Origin of the sequence: Stenotrophomonas sp. STK16_22 (assembly GCF_051984505.1) — a bacterium.
Lineage (GTDB): Bacteria > Pseudomonadota > Gammaproteobacteria > Xanthomonadales > Xanthomonadaceae > Stenotrophomonas > Stenotrophomonas maltophilia_A.
Genome location: NZ_CP196972.1, coordinates 4,550,214 through 4,566,621, shown reverse-complemented (window position 1 = coordinate 4,566,621; position 16,408 = coordinate 4,550,214). Strand labels below are relative to the sequence as shown.

Here is a 16,408-nt window from a genome sequence, read left to right as displayed (position 1 = left end):
AAGGAGCCCGCCGATGACCCTGCCACCACCGATTCCCGCCCATCGACAGACGTCCGCCGGTTGGTGGTGCCGTCATTGGCGCTGGGCGATGCCGTTGACGGTGGTGCTGGTACTGGGCGGCGCCGGTGGCGTGGTGACCTGGAGCGTGCTGCGCTGGAGCGAGGCGGCACGCGAGAGCCCGCCGATGCGCGAAGCGTTGCGCCGCGCGGGCTGCAGCATCGAACTGGTGGAAGCCTTTGGCGAGCCGCTGCATATCGAATCGATGCCGCTGGGCAGCATGCAGACCGCGATGAACGGCCAGCGCGACGTCGGCCTGACCGTTGCGCTGGAAGGACCGCATGCGCACGGCCGGCTGTTCGTGCAGGGCAGCCGTCGCGATGAAGTCTGGGATTACCCGGTGATGTATGTACTGGCCGAAGACAAGCAGACCTTCGACCTGACTGCACTGGATGACGACGAGGCTGCGGGGGAGTGCGAGCTGCAGGCCTGCCGTGATCGTGGCGAATGCCCGCTGACCGCCGCGCTGTGACCGCAGGTCGCGCGGCCGGGTAAGGGCGGCCATGTAGAGTCGACTGTTAGTCGACTGCTCTCCACAAGACGCCTGAAAAACCCCGCGCTGCGCGCGATAGTCGACTGACAGTCGACTCTACCCATCAGCCGCGCCGTGACCTCCAGCCGATTGTCGCCATCGCCGTGAGCGCGTAAGTTGCGGGCAACCCTTTGCTGGAGTGTCCCATGAAGCCGATCGCGCTGGCCGTTGCCCTGGCCCTGACTGCCGCCCCGTTGCTGTCCGCACCGCCGGCCCTGGCCGCGCCGGCTGCCAAGGCCGCGACTCCCGCCAGCCCTGCCTGGGTCGCCCGCAGCAATGCACTGGCGCAGATCCTGCTTGATGCACAGGGTCCGTTCCAGCCGGAGGAAACCGGCTTCTTCGGCGTTCCCGGCTACGACGACAAGGTGGCCGACCTCGGCCCGGACAACGGCAAGCGCTACCGCGCCGCGATGGCCAAGGCCCGCGACGAACTGAAGGCGAAGCTGGCCACCGAGCAGGATCCCAATGTCCGCCAGGACCTGGAGATCATGATCCACGCCGCCAGCCAGAACATCGAAGGCAGCGAGCTCAACGAGAAGTACCTGCTGCCGTGGAGCGATGCGCCGCAGACCGTGTTCAGCGGCCTCAACCTGCTGCTGTCCGACCAGGTGCCGGCCGAGCGCCGGGCCAAGGCGCTCGACCGCCTCAAGGCCTATGCCGGCCTGCAGCCGGGCGGCACCGCCTTCACCACGCTGGCCCGCCAGCGCTATGAAGAGCGATTGAAGGACAGCAGCCTGCTGCAGCCGACGAAGATCGAAGTGCAGCAGTCGCTGGACAACGTTGAGACCTACATCACCGGCATCGAGTCGCTGCTGAAGAAGTACCAGATCGCCGGTGCCGATGAAGCAATGAAGGCGCTGGCCGGGCAGATGAAGGACTACGCCAGCTGGACGCGCACCACCGTGCTGCCGAAGGCTCGCACCGACGCACGCCTGCCGGCACCGTTGTACGCGTACCAGCTCAAGCAGGTCGGCATCGACATCGACCCGAAGCTGTTGATGCAGCGCGCGCAGCTGGAGTTCATGGAAACCCGATCGGCGATGCAGCAGCTGGCGCCGCTGGTGGCGAAGGACAAGGGCCTGAAGGTGGCCGACCCGAGCGACCCGGTGGCGGTGATCCGCGCGCTGAAGGCTGACAAGATCGCCGACGATCATCTGGAAGGCCACTACCGCAAGGTGATCGACGCGATCGATCCGCTGATCCGCGAGCACGCCATCGTCGACGTGCCCAAGCGTGCCATGCAGATGCGACTGGGTTCGGCCGCCGAGAGCGCCGCCAGCCCGGCGCCGCACTTCCTGCCGGCGCCGCTGGTCAACAACACCGGGCAGCAGGGCACCTTCGTGCTGCCGCTGGGCAATCCGGCCGCCGGTCCGGGTGCGCAGTACGACGACTTCAACTTCGGTGCGGCGGCGTGGACGCTGAGCGCGCATGAGGGCCGCCCGGGTCACGAGCTGCAGTTCACCGCCATGGTCGAGCGCGGCGTGTCGCTGGCACGCACCATGTTCGCGTTCAATTCGGTGAACGTGGAGGGCTGGGCGCTGTATGCCGAGGCCGAGATGGTGCCGTACGAGCCGCTGGACGGGCAGATGATCGCCCTGCAGTTCCGCCTGCTGCGGGCTGCGCGCGCGATGCTGGACCCGATGCTCAACCTCGGCCTGACCGATCGCGCCAACGGCGAGCGTGTGCTGATCGAGCAGGTCGGCCTGTCCAAGGCGATGGCCACCCAGGAACTGGACCGCTACATGGTGCGCATGCCGGGTCAGGCCGGCAGCTACTTCTACGGCTACACCCGCATCCTGGAACTGCGCATGCAGACCGAGCTGGCACTGGGCGCGAAGTTCGACCGCCTGGCGTTCAACAACTTCCTGCTCGACCAGGGCCTGCTGCCGCCGGACCAGCTGGCCGATGCGGTGAACAAGGTGTTCGTGCCGAAGTACAAGCGCTGAGCATCACCGGTAGTGCCGGCCACTGGCCGGCGCTGCGGGTTTCGTGCCAACCAAGGTTGGCACCTACCAGAGCGATGCGTCGGTTATTGCAGGGGTAGTGCCGGCCGCTGGCCGGCAATTGCCGTTGGTAGATGCCGACCTTGGTCGGCGCTGTGGGTTTCGTGCCAACCAAGGTTGGCACCTACCAGAGCGATACGTCGGTTGTTGCAGGGGTAGCGCCGGCCGCTGGCCGGCAACCGGTGTTGGTAGATGCCGACCTTGGTCGGCGCGGCGGGTTTCGTGCCAACCAAGGTTGGCACCTACCAGAGCGATACGTCGGTTGTTACAGGGGTAGTGCCGGCCGCTGGCCGGCAATCGCCGTTGGTAGATGCCGACCTTGGTCGGCGCTGTGGGTTTGTGCCAACCAAGGTTGGCACCTACCAGAGCGATACGTTGGTTGTTGCAGGGGTAGTGCCGGCCACTGGCCGGCAACCGGTGTTGGTAGATGCCGACCTTGGTCGGCGCTGTGGGTTTCGTGCCAACCAAGGTTGGCACCTACCAGAGCGATACGTCGGTTATTGCAGGGGTAGTGCCGGCCGCTGGCCGGCAATTGCCGTTGGTAGATGCCGACCTTGGTCGGCGCTGTGGGTTTCGTGCCAACCAAGGTTGGCACCTACCAGAGCGATGCGTCGGTTGTTGCAGGGGTAGTGCCGGCCGCTGGCCGGCAATTGCCGTTGGTAGATGCCGACCTTGGTCAGCGCCGCGGGTTTCGTGCCAACCAAGGTTGGCACCTACCAGAGCGATGCGTCGGTTGTTGCAGGGGTAGTGCCGGCCGCTGGCCGGCATTTCCCTTGGGCGAAGAGGATTTCTGAGGTTGCCGGCCAGCGGCCGGCACTACCGGCGGTGACCCTCTCGGGTCACCGCTGCGGTTGCGGCGTAATCACCTGTGTCGGCAACCGCGCGGGCGGTGCCGGATTCGGCACCCAGATCGCGACGCCGGCGGCGCGCTTCTGCGTGGTCGGAATACCGATGCCGACGCCGCCACCGACGTGCGAGCCGAACGTGCCGGCGCCGACCGACATGCCCACCGGCGAGCCACTGCTGCCCACGCCCATCAACACCACGCCATTGGCGCCGAGCGCGGCGGCCTCACGCTTCAGGCGTGCCACGGCGGCATCGGTCTGGCCCTGGGTGCCGAAGCCGACGGCGGACGCCGATTCCAGCTGGGCGATTTCCTGTGAACCGGCCGGTGGCGTCGAATAGATCTGCACCAGCGCCGGATCGATCGGTGCGCGGGCGCGGCCCAGCATCACCTTGGAGGTACTGGCACAGCCAGCGGCGACCAGCAGGATGGCCGCCAACGCGGCCCAACGGATGTTCATGGCACGACCCCTGTAGGACTGGTTGCGATCATCGGCGGGCCACTCTGAATCGGCGCCAACACCCGGGCCAGGGCACGCACGGCAGCACGCTAGCACGGCGGGGGTGACAGCCCCGCCAATGGCAGTAGGCGGCGGCAGCGGGAACGTCTATGGTTGGGGCAGGAACCAACTGCGGGAGAGCGGCATGGGTGTGATCAGTCTGTTGTGGGGCGTACTGGCGCTGTTGTGGATGATCCTGGCGCTGATTCCACTGCTGGGCTGGGGCAACTGGTTCCTGATCCCGTTCGCTGCGGTGGGCGCGGTCATCGCCGCGCTCGGCATCCTGTTCACCCACCCGAGCAAGCGCGGCCGGGCCTGGGCCGGCCTGGTCCTGAACGGCATCGTGGTGGTGGTCGGCATCCTGCGCCTGGGCCTGGGTGGCGGCGTGATCTGAGCCCGCACCCGGGTGCGACAGGGCGTCGCAGGCGCACGGCCCATGGCCGGGCAGGGGCGTACAATGAATGGCTGCGCGAGCCCCCCGCGTGCCTGTGAATCCGCGCCCGGCGCGGCTGCCCCATGATCATCCGACCCCGTCCCCACGGCTGGCAACTGCTTTACATCCTGCGCGGTTCGATCGTCAAAGCGATCGCGCCCAAGGTGCTGGCCATCCTGATCCTGTCCATTGCCGTGGCTGCGGTGGTGGAACTGGCGCCGCCCACCGGCATCGAACGCGTTTCCGTCACGCCGTTCACCCTGCTCGGCCTGGTCCTGTCGATCTTCCTCAGCTTCCGCAACAGCGCCTGCTACGAGCGCTGGTGGGAAGGCCGCAAGCTGTGGGGCCAGCTGGTCTACGAATCGCGCTCGCTGGCCCGCCAGGTCAACCTGCTGCTGGCCGATGACACCGGCCGCCGCCGCCGCATCGCCTACCTCACCACCGCCTTCGCCCATGCACTGGCCGGTCGCCTGCGCGGGCGCATCGTGGCGCTGATGGCCCTGCCGTGGCTGGACAAGCGCCAGCGCGAACAGCTGGGCCAGCGCGAGAACGTGCCCGACGCGCTGTTGTCGATGATCGCCGCCGAGCTGGCCCAGGCCCTGCGTGCCGGTGACCTCGACCCGATCCTCTACACCCAGCTGGAAGAACGCCTGCACGCGATGTCGTCGATCCAGGCCGGCTGCGAGCGCATTCTCACCACACCGCTGCCGTTCGCCTACACCCTGCTGCTGCACCGCTGCGCGTGGATGTTCTGCGTGCTGCTGCCGTTCGGCCTGGCCAGTTCGCTGGGCTGGGGCACGCCGGTGCTGTCGGCGGTGCTGGCCTATGCCTTCTTCGGCCTGGACCAGCTGGGCGAAGAAATGGAAGACCCGTTCGGCCTGGAGCCGAATGACCTGCCGCTGGACGCGCTGGTGCGCACGATCGAGATCGACCAGCTCGATGCGCTCGGCGAACGCCCGTTGCCCGAACCCCTGCTGCCGCAGGGCTACCTGTTGCAATAGCCACTCTTCGGAGCCTGCCATGTCCCATCCGCTTTACCGCCCGCGCCGCATGCGCCACGACGAGTTCTCGCGCCGCCTGATGCGCGAGAACACGCTGACCACCGACGACCTGATCTACCCGGTGTTCGTGCACGAACTGGCCGGCCGCACCGCAGTGCCGTCGATGCCGGGCGTGGAGCGGCTGTCGATCGAAGAACTGCTGAAGGTGGCCGAAGAGGCGCTGGAGCTGGGCATTCCGGTGATCGACCTGTTCCCGGTGATCGACCCGTCGCTGAAATCGCTGGATGCATCGGCGGCGTGGGCCGAGGACGGCCTGGCGCAACGCGCGATCCGCGCGCTGAAGTCGCGCTTCCCGGAACTGGGGGTGATGACCGATGTGGCGCTGGACCCGTACACCACCCACGGCCAGGACGGCATCATCGACGACAAGGGCTATGTGCTGAACGACATCACTGTCGAAGCGCTGGTCAAGCAGTCGGTATCGCATGCCGAAGCCGGCGTCGACATCGTTTCGCCGTCGGACATGATGGACGGCCGCATCGGCGCGATCCGCCGTGCGCTGGATGCCGACAACCACGTCAACGTGCGCATCATGGCTTACTCGGCCAAGTACGCCTCGGCATTCTACGGTCCGTTCCGTGATGCGGTGGGCAGCGCCGCCAGCCTCGGCAAGGCCGACAAGAAGACCTACCAGATGGACCCGGCCAACGGCGACGAGGCCCTGCGCGAGATCGCGCTGGACCTGGAAGAGGGCGCCGACATGGTGATGGTCAAGCCGGGCATGCCCTACCTGGACCTGGTGCGCCGGGTGAAGGACACGTTCGGCGTACCGACCTTCGCTTACCAGGTGAGCGGCGAGTACGCGATGATGAAGGCGGCCTTCGCCAACGGCTGGCTGGACGAGCGCGCCTGCGTGCTGGAGTCGCTGCTGGGCTTCAAGCGCGCCGGCGCCGACGGCGTCCTGACCTATTTCGCGCCGCAGGTGGCGCGATGGCTGCGCGAGCGCTGACAATAGCGCCACGATAGACGGAGGAATGCGCGATGGGACCCGAACTGGGATGGATGCAATGGCTGATCTGGGGCATCGGTACGCTGGTGTTCGGCGCCATCATCGTCGGTGTCTTCATCGCCGCCTGGCGGGCCGGCAAGCGCCCGCCGGAGCAGCTCTCCGCCGCCCGCCACGTGGCCCGTGAGCAGGCCCTGCCGGACAGCGTGCAGGCCGAGCTGGCCGCGCTCAACCAGCGCAAGGACAACGGCCAGCTGAGCGAGTTGGAGTACGAGCAGCAGCGCGCCAAGGTGTTGTCGCGCTGACCCTCACGTTCTGGTAGCCGCCAACCTTGGTTGGCACTTTCCCGCATGCCAACCAAGGTTGGCATCTACCAAACGGCCATTCACGCACGGTGTGGATCTACCGCACGCACCTGGCGCATCCATCGCCCTGGTAGTCGCCAACCTTGGTTGGCGTTTGCCGTCACCGTGCGCCCGGCACGCACCCCGCAACCGCCGCCACCTTCGGCACCGCCAACCGGTACACGTCCACGCCACCGGCACGCGGTGCCCTGGCCGCGCTGCTGGCCACCATCATTTCGCCTGGCTTGGCGTTGTCGATCACCGGCGCGCCGGTCCAGCCGCCGGTCTGGTTGAACGACAGTCCCAACGGTTGCAGGGCCGCGCCACTCCACGCGCAGCCGCTGCTCCACACCTGTGCGGTCGTGCCGTTGCCGCGGCTGAACACCACCGCGCCATCGTTGCCCAGCCAGTCGCCGTCGGTCTCGTCATCGGCGCTGTTCAACGCTGTCAATGCGGTGGCAGGGCCGCGCATGCCCTGCGCATCCAGCGTCGCCACGAACAGGTTCCAGCCGGCGCCACGGCCCTGTTGGCGGGCAAACAGCAGCCGCGTGCCGTCCGCGCTCAGGGCCGGCCCGCGCTCTTCGTGGCGTCCACCGTCGCCGGCCATGGGGTGCGCCTTGCCCAGCCGGCCATCGGCTTCCACCGCGGCCCGGTACAGCGCCAGCGCGCCTTCGCGGCCGGCGGCGAACAACAGCCAGCGGCCGTCGCGGCTGAAGTACGGATCGCGGGCCTCGCCGGCCACGCCCACCGCCAGGGCCTGCGCCTGCTGCCAGCGGCCATCGACCACGCGCGCCTCCCACAGGCCCCAGCCGGCTTCGCGGCGGCGGGCGAAGACGATGCGCCGGCCATCGGCACTGATCGTGGCGCGGCCCTCGTCGGCGCGGGTCGAGACCATGCCCATGCCTTCGATGCCGTACTCGTTCAACGCCATCGCCACGGGGGCAGAGAGTAGACTGGCGGCAAGCACCAGCAGGGGCGGGGTGATGCGCATCATCCGGGTCCGTGCACGAAAGAGCATCAGTCTAGCCAGCTTGAGGATTCCATGACCGACCGTTACGCCGTCTTCGGACACCCCGTTGCCCACTCGAAGTCGCCGCAGATCCACGCGACGTTCGGTCGCCAGGAAGGCATCGCGGTGGATTACCGCGCGATCGACCTGGCCCCGGAGGCGTTCCTGGCCGGCCTGGAGGCCTTCGCCGCCGACGGCGGTGTCGGCGCCAACGTCACCTCGCCGCACAAGGAGGCCGCGTTCTCGGTGTGCACCACCCTGACCGCACGCGCGCGCCGCGCCGGTTCGGTCAACACGCTGCTGCGCAAGGGCGACCGCTGGCATGGCGACACCACCGACGGCATCGGCCTGGTGCGTGACCTGACCGACCGCCATGGCCTGGACCTGCGTGGCCGCCGCATGTTGCTGATCGGTGCCGGTGGCTCCGCGCGCAGCGTCGCCCCGGCGCTGCTTGATGCCGGCATCACCGAGCTGGTGGTGGTCAACCGCACGCCGGAACGCGCCGATGAACTGATCGATGCGATGGGTGAGCCGGGTCGCGCGATCAGCCGCTACTGGGAAGACCTGCGTGATCTGGGTGACTTCGAACTGATCGTCAACGCCACCTCGGCCGGCCGCGACCGTGACGTCGAGTTCAAGCTGCCGCTGTCGCTGGTCAACTCGATGACCACCGCCGTCGACCTCAACTACGGCGAAGCGGCGATCGCCTTCCTGGCCTGGGCGCGCGCCGCGGAGTGCCGCAATACGGTCGATGGCCTGGGCATGCTGGTCGAGCAGGCCGCTGAGAGTTTCCTGCAGTGGCACGGTGTGCGCCCGCAGACCGACGAGGTCTACCAGTCGCTGCGCCGGGGCTCGGCCGTGCTGGCCGGCGAGGACTGATCGATGGACGGCACAACCCTGCTGGTCACGGTGCTGAGCATGGTGGGCGTGCGCCTGCCGGTGCTGATCGCGCTGTGCGTGGGCCTGGTCTGGGTGGTCGGCGCACCGCGCGATGCCACCCGCACCGGTGCCCTGGTCGGCCTGCTGCTGTTGCTGCTGGCCAGCCTCGGCGGCATGGCGGCGGGCATCCTGCCGATGTGGATGGTCCGCAGCGGTGATTTCAGTGCCGTGTCGAGCTTGAGTGCCATCCTCGGCGTACTGCATTTCGCGCTGGCGATGGTCGAGGCCATCGGTGTGGTGCTGGTGGTGTGGGCGCTGGTGCGCCTGCTGCGTACCCGTACGCTCCCGGCCGCCTGACCGGTCGCGCCGGGCCATGCCCGGCGTATCTGCCCCTGGGATGGTCCGGTCATTGGACCGGGACCGCCAGCGGGCGTCGTCGCTGGCCCGTTCAGGGTCCCAGCGGCGGTGAATGCGGCCGGCCATGCGACAATGCCCGGCCTGATCCAGCTACGGCAATTCCCGGCGTGACCGAAACCGTCGCCGCTCCGCGCACCCTCGATGACACCTTGAAGGACGCGATCCGCAAGGCGTACACGACGCTGCAGGCCAATACCCCCGGCTTCTCCACCCGTCGCTCGCAGAGCCAGATGATCGGCGTGGTGTCGCGTGCGCTGTCGAAAAGTGGTGGCGTCGGCGTGGTCGAGGCGCCCACCGGCGTCGGCAAGAGCCTGGGCTACCTCACCGCAGGCGTGCCGATCGCATTGGCCAGCAAGAAGAAGCTGGTGATCAGCACCGGCACCGTGGCGCTGCAGTCGCAGCTGGTCGAGCGCGATATCCCGAATTTCCTGAAAGCCACCGGCCTGGAGGCGACCGTGGCGCTGGCCAAGGGCCGTACCCGCTACCTGTGCACGCGCAATGCCGCCGAGGCGCAGGGCGAGGGCTCGCAGGGCGGCATGTTCGAGGATGACGCGCCGCTGTTCGACCGGCCGCTGGCGCCGATCGAAATGGACATCGCCAAGCGCCTGACCGACGCCTTCACCAGCGGCAGCTGGGATGGCGATATCGACAACGCACCGGAGACCATCAGCCCCGGCCTGCGCAGCCGCATCACCACGCCGGCTTCGGGTTGCGCCGGGCGCCGTTGTGCGCACTCGGCACAGTGCGCGGTGCTGCGTTCGCGCAACACCGTGCGTGACGCGCAGATCGTGGTCACCAACCACGCGCTGCTGCTGTCGGCGCTGTCGATCGGCGACAGCGACAACGGCCAGCCGTTGATCGCACCGCCGTCGGACATGCTGCTGGTGCTGGACGAAGGCCATCACATCGGCAACGTGGCGATCGACCAGGGCGCGGCCAGCCTGGCGCTGGACGAGATGGCCAAGCGTACCGGTCGCCTGCAGATCCTGATCGCCGGCGCCTACCGCGCGGTCGACAAGGATCGCCTCGGCAACCTGCTGCCGAATGAAGCGATCGAGGTGGCCAGCAACGTGGCCAAGCAGCTGCGCGCGTTCCGCGATCATATCGAGCGCGTGTGGATGCCGGCGCCGGCGGACGAAGAGCCGATGTGGCGCGCCGCCAATGGACGCCTGCCCGAGGCCTGGCGCGAGCCGATCGAAGCACTGGCCGACGATACCCGCAGTCTCTACAACTGGGCGCATGCCGCTACCGCGCAGGTGGCCAAGGGCAAGCCGGACGATGCCGCGCGCGAGCGCCTGCAGCGCAACCTGGGCATGGCGCTGGAAATGATCGAGCAGCAGTACAACCTGTGGCAGGCCTGGCGTCGCGAAGACAAGGACGGTGCGCCGCCGATGGCGCGCTGGGTCACCGCCACCCGCGACGGCGACCTGGTGCTGCACGGCTCGCCGGTTTCGGCCGCGCACGTGCTGCGCAAGCTGCTGTGGGATGAAGTGGACTCGGTGGTGATGACCTCGGCGACGCTGACCGGCGGTGGCGACTTCCAGTCGCTGGCGATCGACAACGGCATTCCGGAAGAGGCCGAGATGGTCTCGCTGTCGTCACCGTTCGACCTGCCCAACCAGGCCGAGCTGATCGTGCCGAAGTTCCCGGTCACCCCGGACGACCGCGAAGGCCACCCGCGCGAAGTGGCGCGCTACCTGGACACCGAACTGGACTGGGCCAAGGGCTCGATGGTGCTGTTCACCTCGCGCTGGAAGATGGAGAAGGTGGCCGGGCTGATGTCGGCCGCGCGCCGCAAGCAGGTGCTGGTGCAGGGCGAGATGTCCAAGACCCGGCTGATCGACGAGCATCTGCGGCGCGTGGCGGCAGGCGAAGGCTCGGTGCTGTTCGGGCTGAATTCGTTCGGCGAAGGCCTCGACCTGCCCGGCGAAGCCTGCACCACAGTGGTGATCACCCAGGTGCCGTTCGCGGTGCCGACCGATCCGCAGACCGCCACGCTCAGTGAATGGTTCGAGGGACGTGGGCTCAATGCCTTCAACCTGATCGCCATTCCGCACGCGCTGCGCACGCTGACCCAGTTCGCCGGCCGCCTGATCCGCACCTCCACCGACACCGGCCGCGTGGTCATTCTTGATTCGCGACTGCTGACCCGCCGTTACGGCAAGCGCATCATCGACGCGCTGCCACCGTTCAAGCGCGTGATCGGCTGACCGGTAGCAAAAAGGGGACGGAGGGAATTAAGTCGTTTATGGCAAAAACGACTTAATTCCCTCCGTCCCCTTTTTTGCGAGCACTGTACAGATGCCGGCCAGGGGCCGGCACTACCGCACGGGCTGACGATCGGACAGCGGCGCTTGGTGGTTACCGGGTGCCTGTTTCAGGCGTCCGGCAGCCTGGCCCATAGGCCTCCATGTAGGGTTTGCCGAAGCAGCGCAGTAGCCCATCAAGCACATCCAGGTTGGGCGGCCACGGCATCTGCACCTGCTGCCCGCCTTCGGTGGTGAACTGGTAGCGACCGTCCTTGATGTTCTCCGCCATCGCGGTGGGCGTCGGTATCGCGACCAGCCTCGCACGAGCCTTCTCCAGGGCGCTGCGGTCCTGGCGCAGGAACGCGACCATGCCGTCCACGTAGGCATTCCAGTAACCCGGGTCGCCCGCGTTCACGGGTTTGTGGCTGCGTTCCATCAGCGTGATCGCCTGCGCGGTCTGCCCCAGCTCCGCGCGCAGCTGGCCCTCGTGCCAGGTGATGATGACGTTGCCTTCTGCCTTGGGCAGAGCGCCGTAGGCGGACAGCAGGTCGGCCGCTTCGCGGGTACAGCCACGGTCGGCCAGCGGGCGCCAGCCACCTGCCAGATCCTGATCGAATCGGCCAGGTTCCATCGCCAGCATCGCGGCACGGTCGTAGCTGCAGTCCGGGGCTTTGGGCGGTTCGGCTGACGTGCCCATGGCAGCGGCCAGCGCTAAGGAAAGCAACATCATCTCAACCTCCGTGTTGGTGACTTCCTGGACCACCATAACGGATCAGGAGGGGTAGCGCCGGCCGCTGGCCGGCAACCTCATTGATGTGGGGCGTCGCAGTGCAGATGCCGGCCAGCGGCCGGCACTACCGCGCGGGGGTCAATCGCCGAGCAGCGCGGTGTTGCGTACGGCACCCTTGTCAGCGCTGGTGGCCAGCAGCGCGTAAGCCTTCAGTGCACTGGTGACCTTGCGCGGGCGCGGTGCGCGCGGCTTCCAGCCGCGGGCATCGGCGTCGGCGTGGCGCTGGGCCAGCGTGGCCTCGTCCAGCAGCAGGTCGATGCGGCGGGCCGGGATGTCGATGCGGATGCGGTCGCCGTTTTCCACCAGGCCGATGACACCGCCGCTGGCGGCTTCCGGCGACACGTGGCCGATCGACAGGCCCGAGGTTCCGCCGGAAAAGCGGCCATCGGTGAGCAGCGCACATTGCTTGCCCAGCCCCTTCGATTTCAGATAGCTGGTCGGGTACAGCATCTCCTGCATGCCGGGGCCGCCCTTCGGGCCTTCGTAGCGGATCACCACCACCTCGCCCGGCTGCACCTCGTCGGCGAGGATGCCGGCAACGGCGGCGTCCTGGCTTTCGTAGACGCGCGCGGGGCCTTCGAACACATGGATCGACTCGTCCACGCCGGCGGTCTTCACCACGCAGCCATCGATGGCCAGGTTGCCGCGCAGCACGGCCAGCCCGCCTTCCAGCGAATACGCGTGCTGCAGCGAGCGGATGCAGCCCTCGGCGCGGTCCACGTCCAGCGTCGGCCAGCGCGTGGCCTGGCTGAAGGCCTCCAGGGTGGGGATGCCGGCCGGGCCGGCCTTGAAGAAGGTATGCAGGGTGTCGTTGTCACTGCGCACCACGTCCCAGCGTTCCAGTGCTTCGGCCAGGCTGGCGCTGTGCACGGTCGGCACCGTGGTTTCGAGCAGGCCGGCGCGGTCCAGTTCACCGAGGATGCCGAACACGCCGCCGGCGCGGTGCACGTCCTCGATGTGGTACTTCGGCGTGTTCGGCGCCACCTTGCACAGCTGCGGTACGCGCCGCGACAGCGCGTCGATGTGGGTCAGGTCGAAGTCGACCTCCGCTTCCTGCGCGGCAGCCAGCAGATGCAGGATGGTGTTGGTGGAACCGCCCATGGCGATGTCCAGGGTCATCGCGTTGGCGAACGCGGCCTGGGTGGCGATGCCGCGCGGCAGCGCGCTCGGGTCTTCGCCGCCATACCAGCGGTGGCAGAGTTCGACGATCAGGCGGCCGGCGCGGCGGAACAGCGCCTCGCGGTCGGCATGGGTGGCCAGCGTGGTGCCATTGCCCGGCAGCGACAGGCCCAGCGCTTCGGTCAGGCAGTTCATCGAGTTGGCGGTGAACATGCCCGAGCAGGAGCCGCAGGTGGGGCAGGCGCTGCGCTCGAACGCGGCGACCTTCTCGTCGGAGGCGCTGTCATCGGCGGCCACCACCATCGCATCGACCAGGTCCAGCTTGTGCTCGGACAGCTTGGTCTTGCCCGCTTCCATCGGCCCGCCGGAGACGAACACCACCGGGATGTTGAGGCGCAGCGCGGCCATCAGCATGCCGGGGGTGATCTTGTCGCAGTTGCTGATGCACACCAGCGCGTCGGCGCAGTGCGCGTTGACCATGTACTCCACGGCGTCGGCGATGATCTCGCGGCTGGGCAGCGAATACAGCATGCCGTCGTGGCCCATCGCGATGCCGTCGTCCACGGCGATGGTGTTGAATTCCTTGGCGACGCCGCCGACCTGTTCGATCTCGCGCGCGACCAGCTGGCCGAGGTCCTTCAGGTGCACGTGGCCGGGCACGAACTGGGTGAAGGAGTTGGCGATGGCGATGATCGGCTTGTGGAAGTCGCCGTCCTTCATGCCGGTGGCACGCCACAGGGCGCGGGCGCCGGCCATGTTGCGGCCGGCGGTGGAGGTGCGGGAGCGGTATTCAGGCATGGCTGGCGGAACGGGCGGGCCGTACAACGTGGGGGTCGCCCGATCATGGCCAATTTTTTCGGTTGCTGCTGCAACCACCCGTTTTCGGTAGATGCCGACCTTGGTCGGCGCCGTGCCGTGTGTGCCAGCCAAGGTTGGCACCTGCCAGAGCGGTGCGCCGCCCGGGGTCGGATCCCATCGCGGCGCGATGGGCTCTGACCCCAATGCCCGACGAAAATGAAAGTCCGTTCATCTTTCGGACTTTGCCGATTCCGGTTGCTGGTCCGGATTTGGCATCATTGGGGCATTGATCCGTCGACAGGGCATGAGGCCATGAAACGTTCCCGCACCACCGCGCTGCTGCTGATGAGCGCTGCGCCGCTGCTGTTCACCGCCTGCCAGAAGGAGCCGGAGGTGAAGGTGCAGGAAGGCCTGTACACCTCGGTGGAGGCCTGCACCGAGGCCACCGGCGATCCGTCGTCGTGCCGCAATGCCTTCGCCGAAGCGCAGAAGCAGGCCGCCGATGCTGCGCCGAAGTACGCCAGCAAGGAAGCCTGCGAGAAGGACTACAAGCCGGAACAGTGCGTGCAGCAGCACACCTCGGCCGGTACCTCGTTCATCGGCCCGATGATGATGGGCTTCTTCATGTCGCAGATGCTGAGTAACCGCGGCGGCCTGGCTCCGCAGGCGCCGGCGGCGTCGCCGGCCTACCAGGACAAGAGCGCTGGTTGGGCGCGTCCGGCACCGGGCGGCAGCGGCGGCCTGAACACCGCCAGCGGCATCGGCGCCGGCAAGGCGGGCCTGGCGCCGGTCACCAGCGAACCGAACCGTGCGGTCACCGCCAGCCGTGGTGGCTTCGGCAACACCAGCGCACGCCGCAGCACCAGCGGCAGCTACGGCGGCTGATCGACCCATGCAGCGTATCCGGATTGCCGAGCGTGCCCAGTGGCGGGCACGCGCGGAAGAGGCGGGTTTCCGCTTCCACACCATCGACGGCCAGCCGTACTGGGATGAAAGCGCGTATTACGCTTTCACCCTGCGCCAGATCGAGCAGGACATCGAAGACCCCAGCGCCGAGCTGCACCAGATGGCGCTGGACCTGGTCGGCGATGTCATCGGCAGCGAACGCCTGATGGACCAGCTGGCGATTCCGTCGCATTACCGCGACTGGATCGCCGACAGCTGGCGCCAGCGCCAGCCGCATCTGTACGGTCGCCTGGACCTGGCCTACGACGGTACCGGCCCGGCCAAGCTGTACGAGTTGAACTACGACACGCCGACCTCGCTGTTCGAGGCCAGCTTCTTCCAGTGGCAGTGGCTGGAGGACCAGCGCAATGCCGGGCGCCTGCCGCAGCATGCCGACCAGTTCAACGCCATCCATGAGGCGCTGGTCGAGCGCTTCGGCGAACTGGCCACGCAGCTGCCGCCGCCGCTGTACTTCAGCGCGGTGGGCAGTTCCGAAGAAGACCGTGGCACGGTCGATTACCTGCGCGACTGCGCCTCGCAGGCCGGCCTGCATGGCCAGGCCATCGCCGTCGAGGATATCGGGCTGTCCGAGGATGGCCGCTTCACCGCGCTGGATGATTCGGTGATCGGCACGCTGTTCAAGCTGTACCCGCTGGAAGACCTGATGGCGGAAGAGTTTGGTCGCGCGCTGCCCGGCTCGGGCGTGCAGCTGCTGGAGCCGGCGTGGAAGGCGGTGCTGAGCAACAAGGGCATCCTGCCGCTGCTGTGGCAGCGCAACGTGGGCCATCCGAACCTGCTGGAAGCGCATTTCGATGACGGCAGCACGCTGGCGTCGGGCTGGGTGCGCAAGCCGCTGTTCTCGCGCGAAGGCGCGAACATCGAGATGCACCTGGCCGATGGCAGCACCCAACGCAGCGACGGTCCCTACGACGGCCCGGCGATCATCCAGCGTGCGCATCCGCTGACCCGCTTCGAAGGCGGCTACCCGCTGATCGGAAGCTGGGTGGTCGGTGACCACGCCTGCGGCATCGGCATCCGCGAGGACGACAGTGCGATCACCCGCGACAGCGCGCGCTTCGTGCCGCACGCGATCGTTGATGAGGCGCCGACGCGGATCTACGTCTGATGACGGTGCGGCGCCCCCGGGCCGGCGTGGGCAACCGACGCCGGTCGTAGAACAACCGCTGTGGGTAGTGGCCGACCTTGGTCGGCGCCGTTGATTCCGTGCCAACCAAGGTTGGCACCTACCAGAGCGGTGCGTCGGTTGTTGCAGGGGTAGTGCCGCCCGCTGGCCAGCAACCGCCGTTGGTAGATGCCGACCCTGGTTGGCGCTGTGGGTTCGTGCCAACCAAGGTTGGCACCCACCAGAGCGATGCGTCGGTTGTTGCAGGGGTAGTGCCGGCCGCTGGCCGGCAACCGCCGTTGGTAGATGCCGACCCTGGTCGGCGCTGTGGGTTTGTGCCAACCAAGGTTGGCACCTACC

Annotated in this window: 15 protein-coding genes; 11 read left to right on the top strand and 4 right to left on the bottom strand. The window is 67.9% G+C overall.

Annotation, left to right across the window (positions count from 1 at the left end; all coding sequences use genetic code 11):
• Nucleotides 1–13 precede the first annotated feature (13 nt).
• The gene (locus ACSYAO_RS21090) at nt 14–529 is read left to right on the top strand and encodes a cytochrome c oxidase assembly factor Coa1 family protein (protein WP_049462825.1); all 516 of its coding nucleotides are present in this window, start codon (nt 14–16) and stop codon (nt 527–529) included.
• Nucleotides 530–735: 206 nt separating this feature from the next.
• The gene (locus ACSYAO_RS21085; RefSeq protein ID WP_049462824.1) at nt 736–2,535 is read left to right on the top strand and encodes a DUF885 domain-containing protein; all 1,800 of its coding nucleotides are present in this window, start codon (nt 736–738) and stop codon (nt 2,533–2,535) included.
• 896 nt (nt 2,536–3,431) lie between these two features.
• Here the strand turns inward: ACSYAO_RS21085 and ACSYAO_RS21080 are convergent.
• On the bottom strand, nt 3,432–3,896 hold the full coding sequence (locus tag ACSYAO_RS21080) for a hypothetical protein (RefSeq protein WP_014038879.1): 465 nt from the start codon (nt 3,894–3,896) through the stop codon (nt 3,432–3,434).
• Nucleotides 3,897–4,080: 184 nt separating this feature from the next.
• On the opposite strand from ACSYAO_RS21080, the gene ACSYAO_RS21075 reads away from it, so the two are divergent.
• From ACSYAO_RS21075 to ACSYAO_RS21060, 4 genes are all read left to right on the top strand, one after another.
• Nucleotides 4,081–4,329, top strand: a complete 249-nt coding sequence (locus tag ACSYAO_RS21075) for a hypothetical protein (protein ID WP_006475755.1) — start codon at nt 4,081–4,083, stop codon at nt 4,327–4,329.
• Nucleotides 4,330–4,451: 122 nt separating this feature from the next.
• Entirely contained in the window at nt 4,452–5,369 is a 918-nt protein-coding gene (locus tag ACSYAO_RS21070; protein ID WP_010482217.1) for a bestrophin family protein, read from the top strand.
• Between the two features lie 19 nt (nt 5,370–5,388).
• A complete protein-coding gene (gene hemB / locus ACSYAO_RS21065; RefSeq protein WP_049461677.1) occupies nt 5,389–6,378 on the top strand; it encodes a porphobilinogen synthase in 990 nt (329 codons plus the stop codon).
• A gap of 32 nt (nt 6,379–6,410) precedes the next feature.
• A complete protein-coding gene (locus tag ACSYAO_RS21060; RefSeq protein ID WP_049461678.1) occupies nt 6,411–6,680 on the top strand; it encodes a hypothetical protein in 270 nt (89 codons plus the stop codon).
• Nucleotides 6,681–6,840: 160 nt separating this feature from the next.
• Here the strand turns inward: ACSYAO_RS21060 and ACSYAO_RS21055 are convergent, their stop codons facing one another.
• Nucleotides 6,841–7,713, bottom strand: coding sequence for a PD40 domain-containing protein (locus tag ACSYAO_RS21055; RefSeq protein ID WP_049461679.1), 873 nt, complete (start codon nt 7,711–7,713; stop codon nt 6,841–6,843).
• A 48-nt stretch (nt 7,714–7,761) separates the two neighbouring features.
• Here ACSYAO_RS21055 and aroE point away from each other — a divergent pair, with 48 nt between their 5' ends.
• From aroE to dinG, 3 genes are all read left to right on the top strand, one after another.
• Nucleotides 7,762–8,607, top strand: coding sequence for a shikimate dehydrogenase (aroE, locus tag ACSYAO_RS21050; protein ID WP_049461680.1), 846 nt, complete (start codon nt 7,762–7,764; stop codon nt 8,605–8,607).
• 3 nt (nt 8,608–8,610) lie between these two features.
• The gene (locus tag ACSYAO_RS21045) at nt 8,611–8,964 is read left to right on the top strand and encodes a hypothetical protein (protein WP_005411542.1); all 354 of its coding nucleotides are present in this window, start codon (nt 8,611–8,613) and stop codon (nt 8,962–8,964) included.
• Nucleotides 8,965–9,131: 167 nt separating this feature from the next.
• On the top strand, nt 9,132–11,234 hold the full coding sequence (gene dinG, locus ACSYAO_RS21040; protein ID WP_049461681.1) for an ATP-dependent DNA helicase DinG: 2,103 nt from the start codon (nt 9,132–9,134) through the stop codon (nt 11,232–11,234).
• A 151-nt stretch (nt 11,235–11,385) separates the two neighbouring features.
• On the opposite strand, the gene ACSYAO_RS21035 is transcribed toward dinG, so the two are convergent.
• Nucleotides 11,386–12,003, bottom strand: coding sequence for a hypothetical protein (locus tag ACSYAO_RS21035; protein WP_049461717.1), 618 nt, complete (start codon nt 12,001–12,003; stop codon nt 11,386–11,388).
• Between the two features lie 138 nt (nt 12,004–12,141).
• Nucleotides 12,142–13,980 (bottom strand): dihydroxy-acid dehydratase, encoded by a 1,839-nt coding sequence (gene ilvD / locus ACSYAO_RS21030; protein ID WP_149908936.1) that lies wholly within the window; start codon nt 13,978–13,980, stop codon nt 12,142–12,144.
• Nucleotides 13,981–14,292: 312 nt separating this feature from the next.
• Here ilvD and ACSYAO_RS21025 point away from each other — a divergent pair, with 312 nt between their 5' ends.
• Nucleotides 14,293–14,865, top strand: coding sequence for a DUF1190 domain-containing protein (locus ACSYAO_RS21025; RefSeq protein WP_014038869.1), 573 nt, complete (start codon nt 14,293–14,295; stop codon nt 14,863–14,865).
• A gap of 7 nt (nt 14,866–14,872) precedes the next feature.
• The gene (locus ACSYAO_RS21020) at nt 14,873–16,051 is read left to right on the top strand and encodes a glutathionylspermidine synthase family protein (protein ID WP_049461682.1); all 1,179 of its coding nucleotides are present in this window, start codon (nt 14,873–14,875) and stop codon (nt 16,049–16,051) included.
• Nucleotides 16,052–16,408: the final 357 nt, after the last annotated feature.

What these genes read in the sequence shown, in the direction of transcription:
- ACSYAO_RS21090 (WP_049462825.1), top strand. Translation starts at nt 14, where the DNA reads ATGACCCTGCCACCACCGATTCCCGCCCATCGACAGACGTCCGCCGGT.
- ACSYAO_RS21085 (WP_049462824.1), top strand. Translation starts at nt 736, where the DNA reads ATGAAGCCGATCGCGCTGGCCGTTGCCCTGGCCCTGACTGCCGCCCCG.
- ACSYAO_RS21080 (WP_014038879.1), bottom strand. Translation starts at nt 3,896, where the DNA reads ATGAACATCCGTTGGGCCGCGTTGGCGGCCATCCTGCTGGTCGCCGCT.
- ACSYAO_RS21075 (WP_006475755.1), top strand. Translation starts at nt 4,081, where the DNA reads ATGGGTGTGATCAGTCTGTTGTGGGGCGTACTGGCGCTGTTGTGGATG.
- ACSYAO_RS21070 (WP_010482217.1), top strand. Translation starts at nt 4,452, where the DNA reads ATGATCATCCGACCCCGTCCCCACGGCTGGCAACTGCTTTACATCCTG.
- hemB (WP_049461677.1), top strand. Translation starts at nt 5,389, where the DNA reads ATGTCCCATCCGCTTTACCGCCCGCGCCGCATGCGCCACGACGAGTTC.
- ACSYAO_RS21060 (WP_049461678.1), top strand. Translation starts at nt 6,411, where the DNA reads ATGGGACCCGAACTGGGATGGATGCAATGGCTGATCTGGGGCATCGGT.
- ACSYAO_RS21055 (WP_049461679.1), bottom strand. Translation starts at nt 7,713, where the DNA reads ATGATGCGCATCACCCCGCCCCTGCTGGTGCTTGCCGCCAGTCTACTC.
- aroE (WP_049461680.1), top strand. Translation starts at nt 7,762, where the DNA reads ATGACCGACCGTTACGCCGTCTTCGGACACCCCGTTGCCCACTCGAAG.
- ACSYAO_RS21045 (WP_005411542.1), top strand. Translation starts at nt 8,611, where the DNA reads ATGGACGGCACAACCCTGCTGGTCACGGTGCTGAGCATGGTGGGCGTG.
- ACSYAO_RS21035 (WP_049461717.1), bottom strand. Translation starts at nt 12,003, where the DNA reads ATGATGTTGCTTTCCTTAGCGCTGGCCGCTGCCATGGGCACGTCAGCC.
- ilvD (WP_149908936.1), bottom strand. Translation starts at nt 13,980, where the DNA reads ATGCCTGAATACCGCTCCCGCACCTCCACCGCCGGCCGCAACATGGCC.
- ACSYAO_RS21025 (WP_014038869.1), top strand. Translation starts at nt 14,293, where the DNA reads ATGAAACGTTCCCGCACCACCGCGCTGCTGCTGATGAGCGCTGCGCCG.
- ACSYAO_RS21020 (WP_049461682.1), top strand. Translation starts at nt 14,873, where the DNA reads ATGCAGCGTATCCGGATTGCCGAGCGTGCCCAGTGGCGGGCACGCGCG.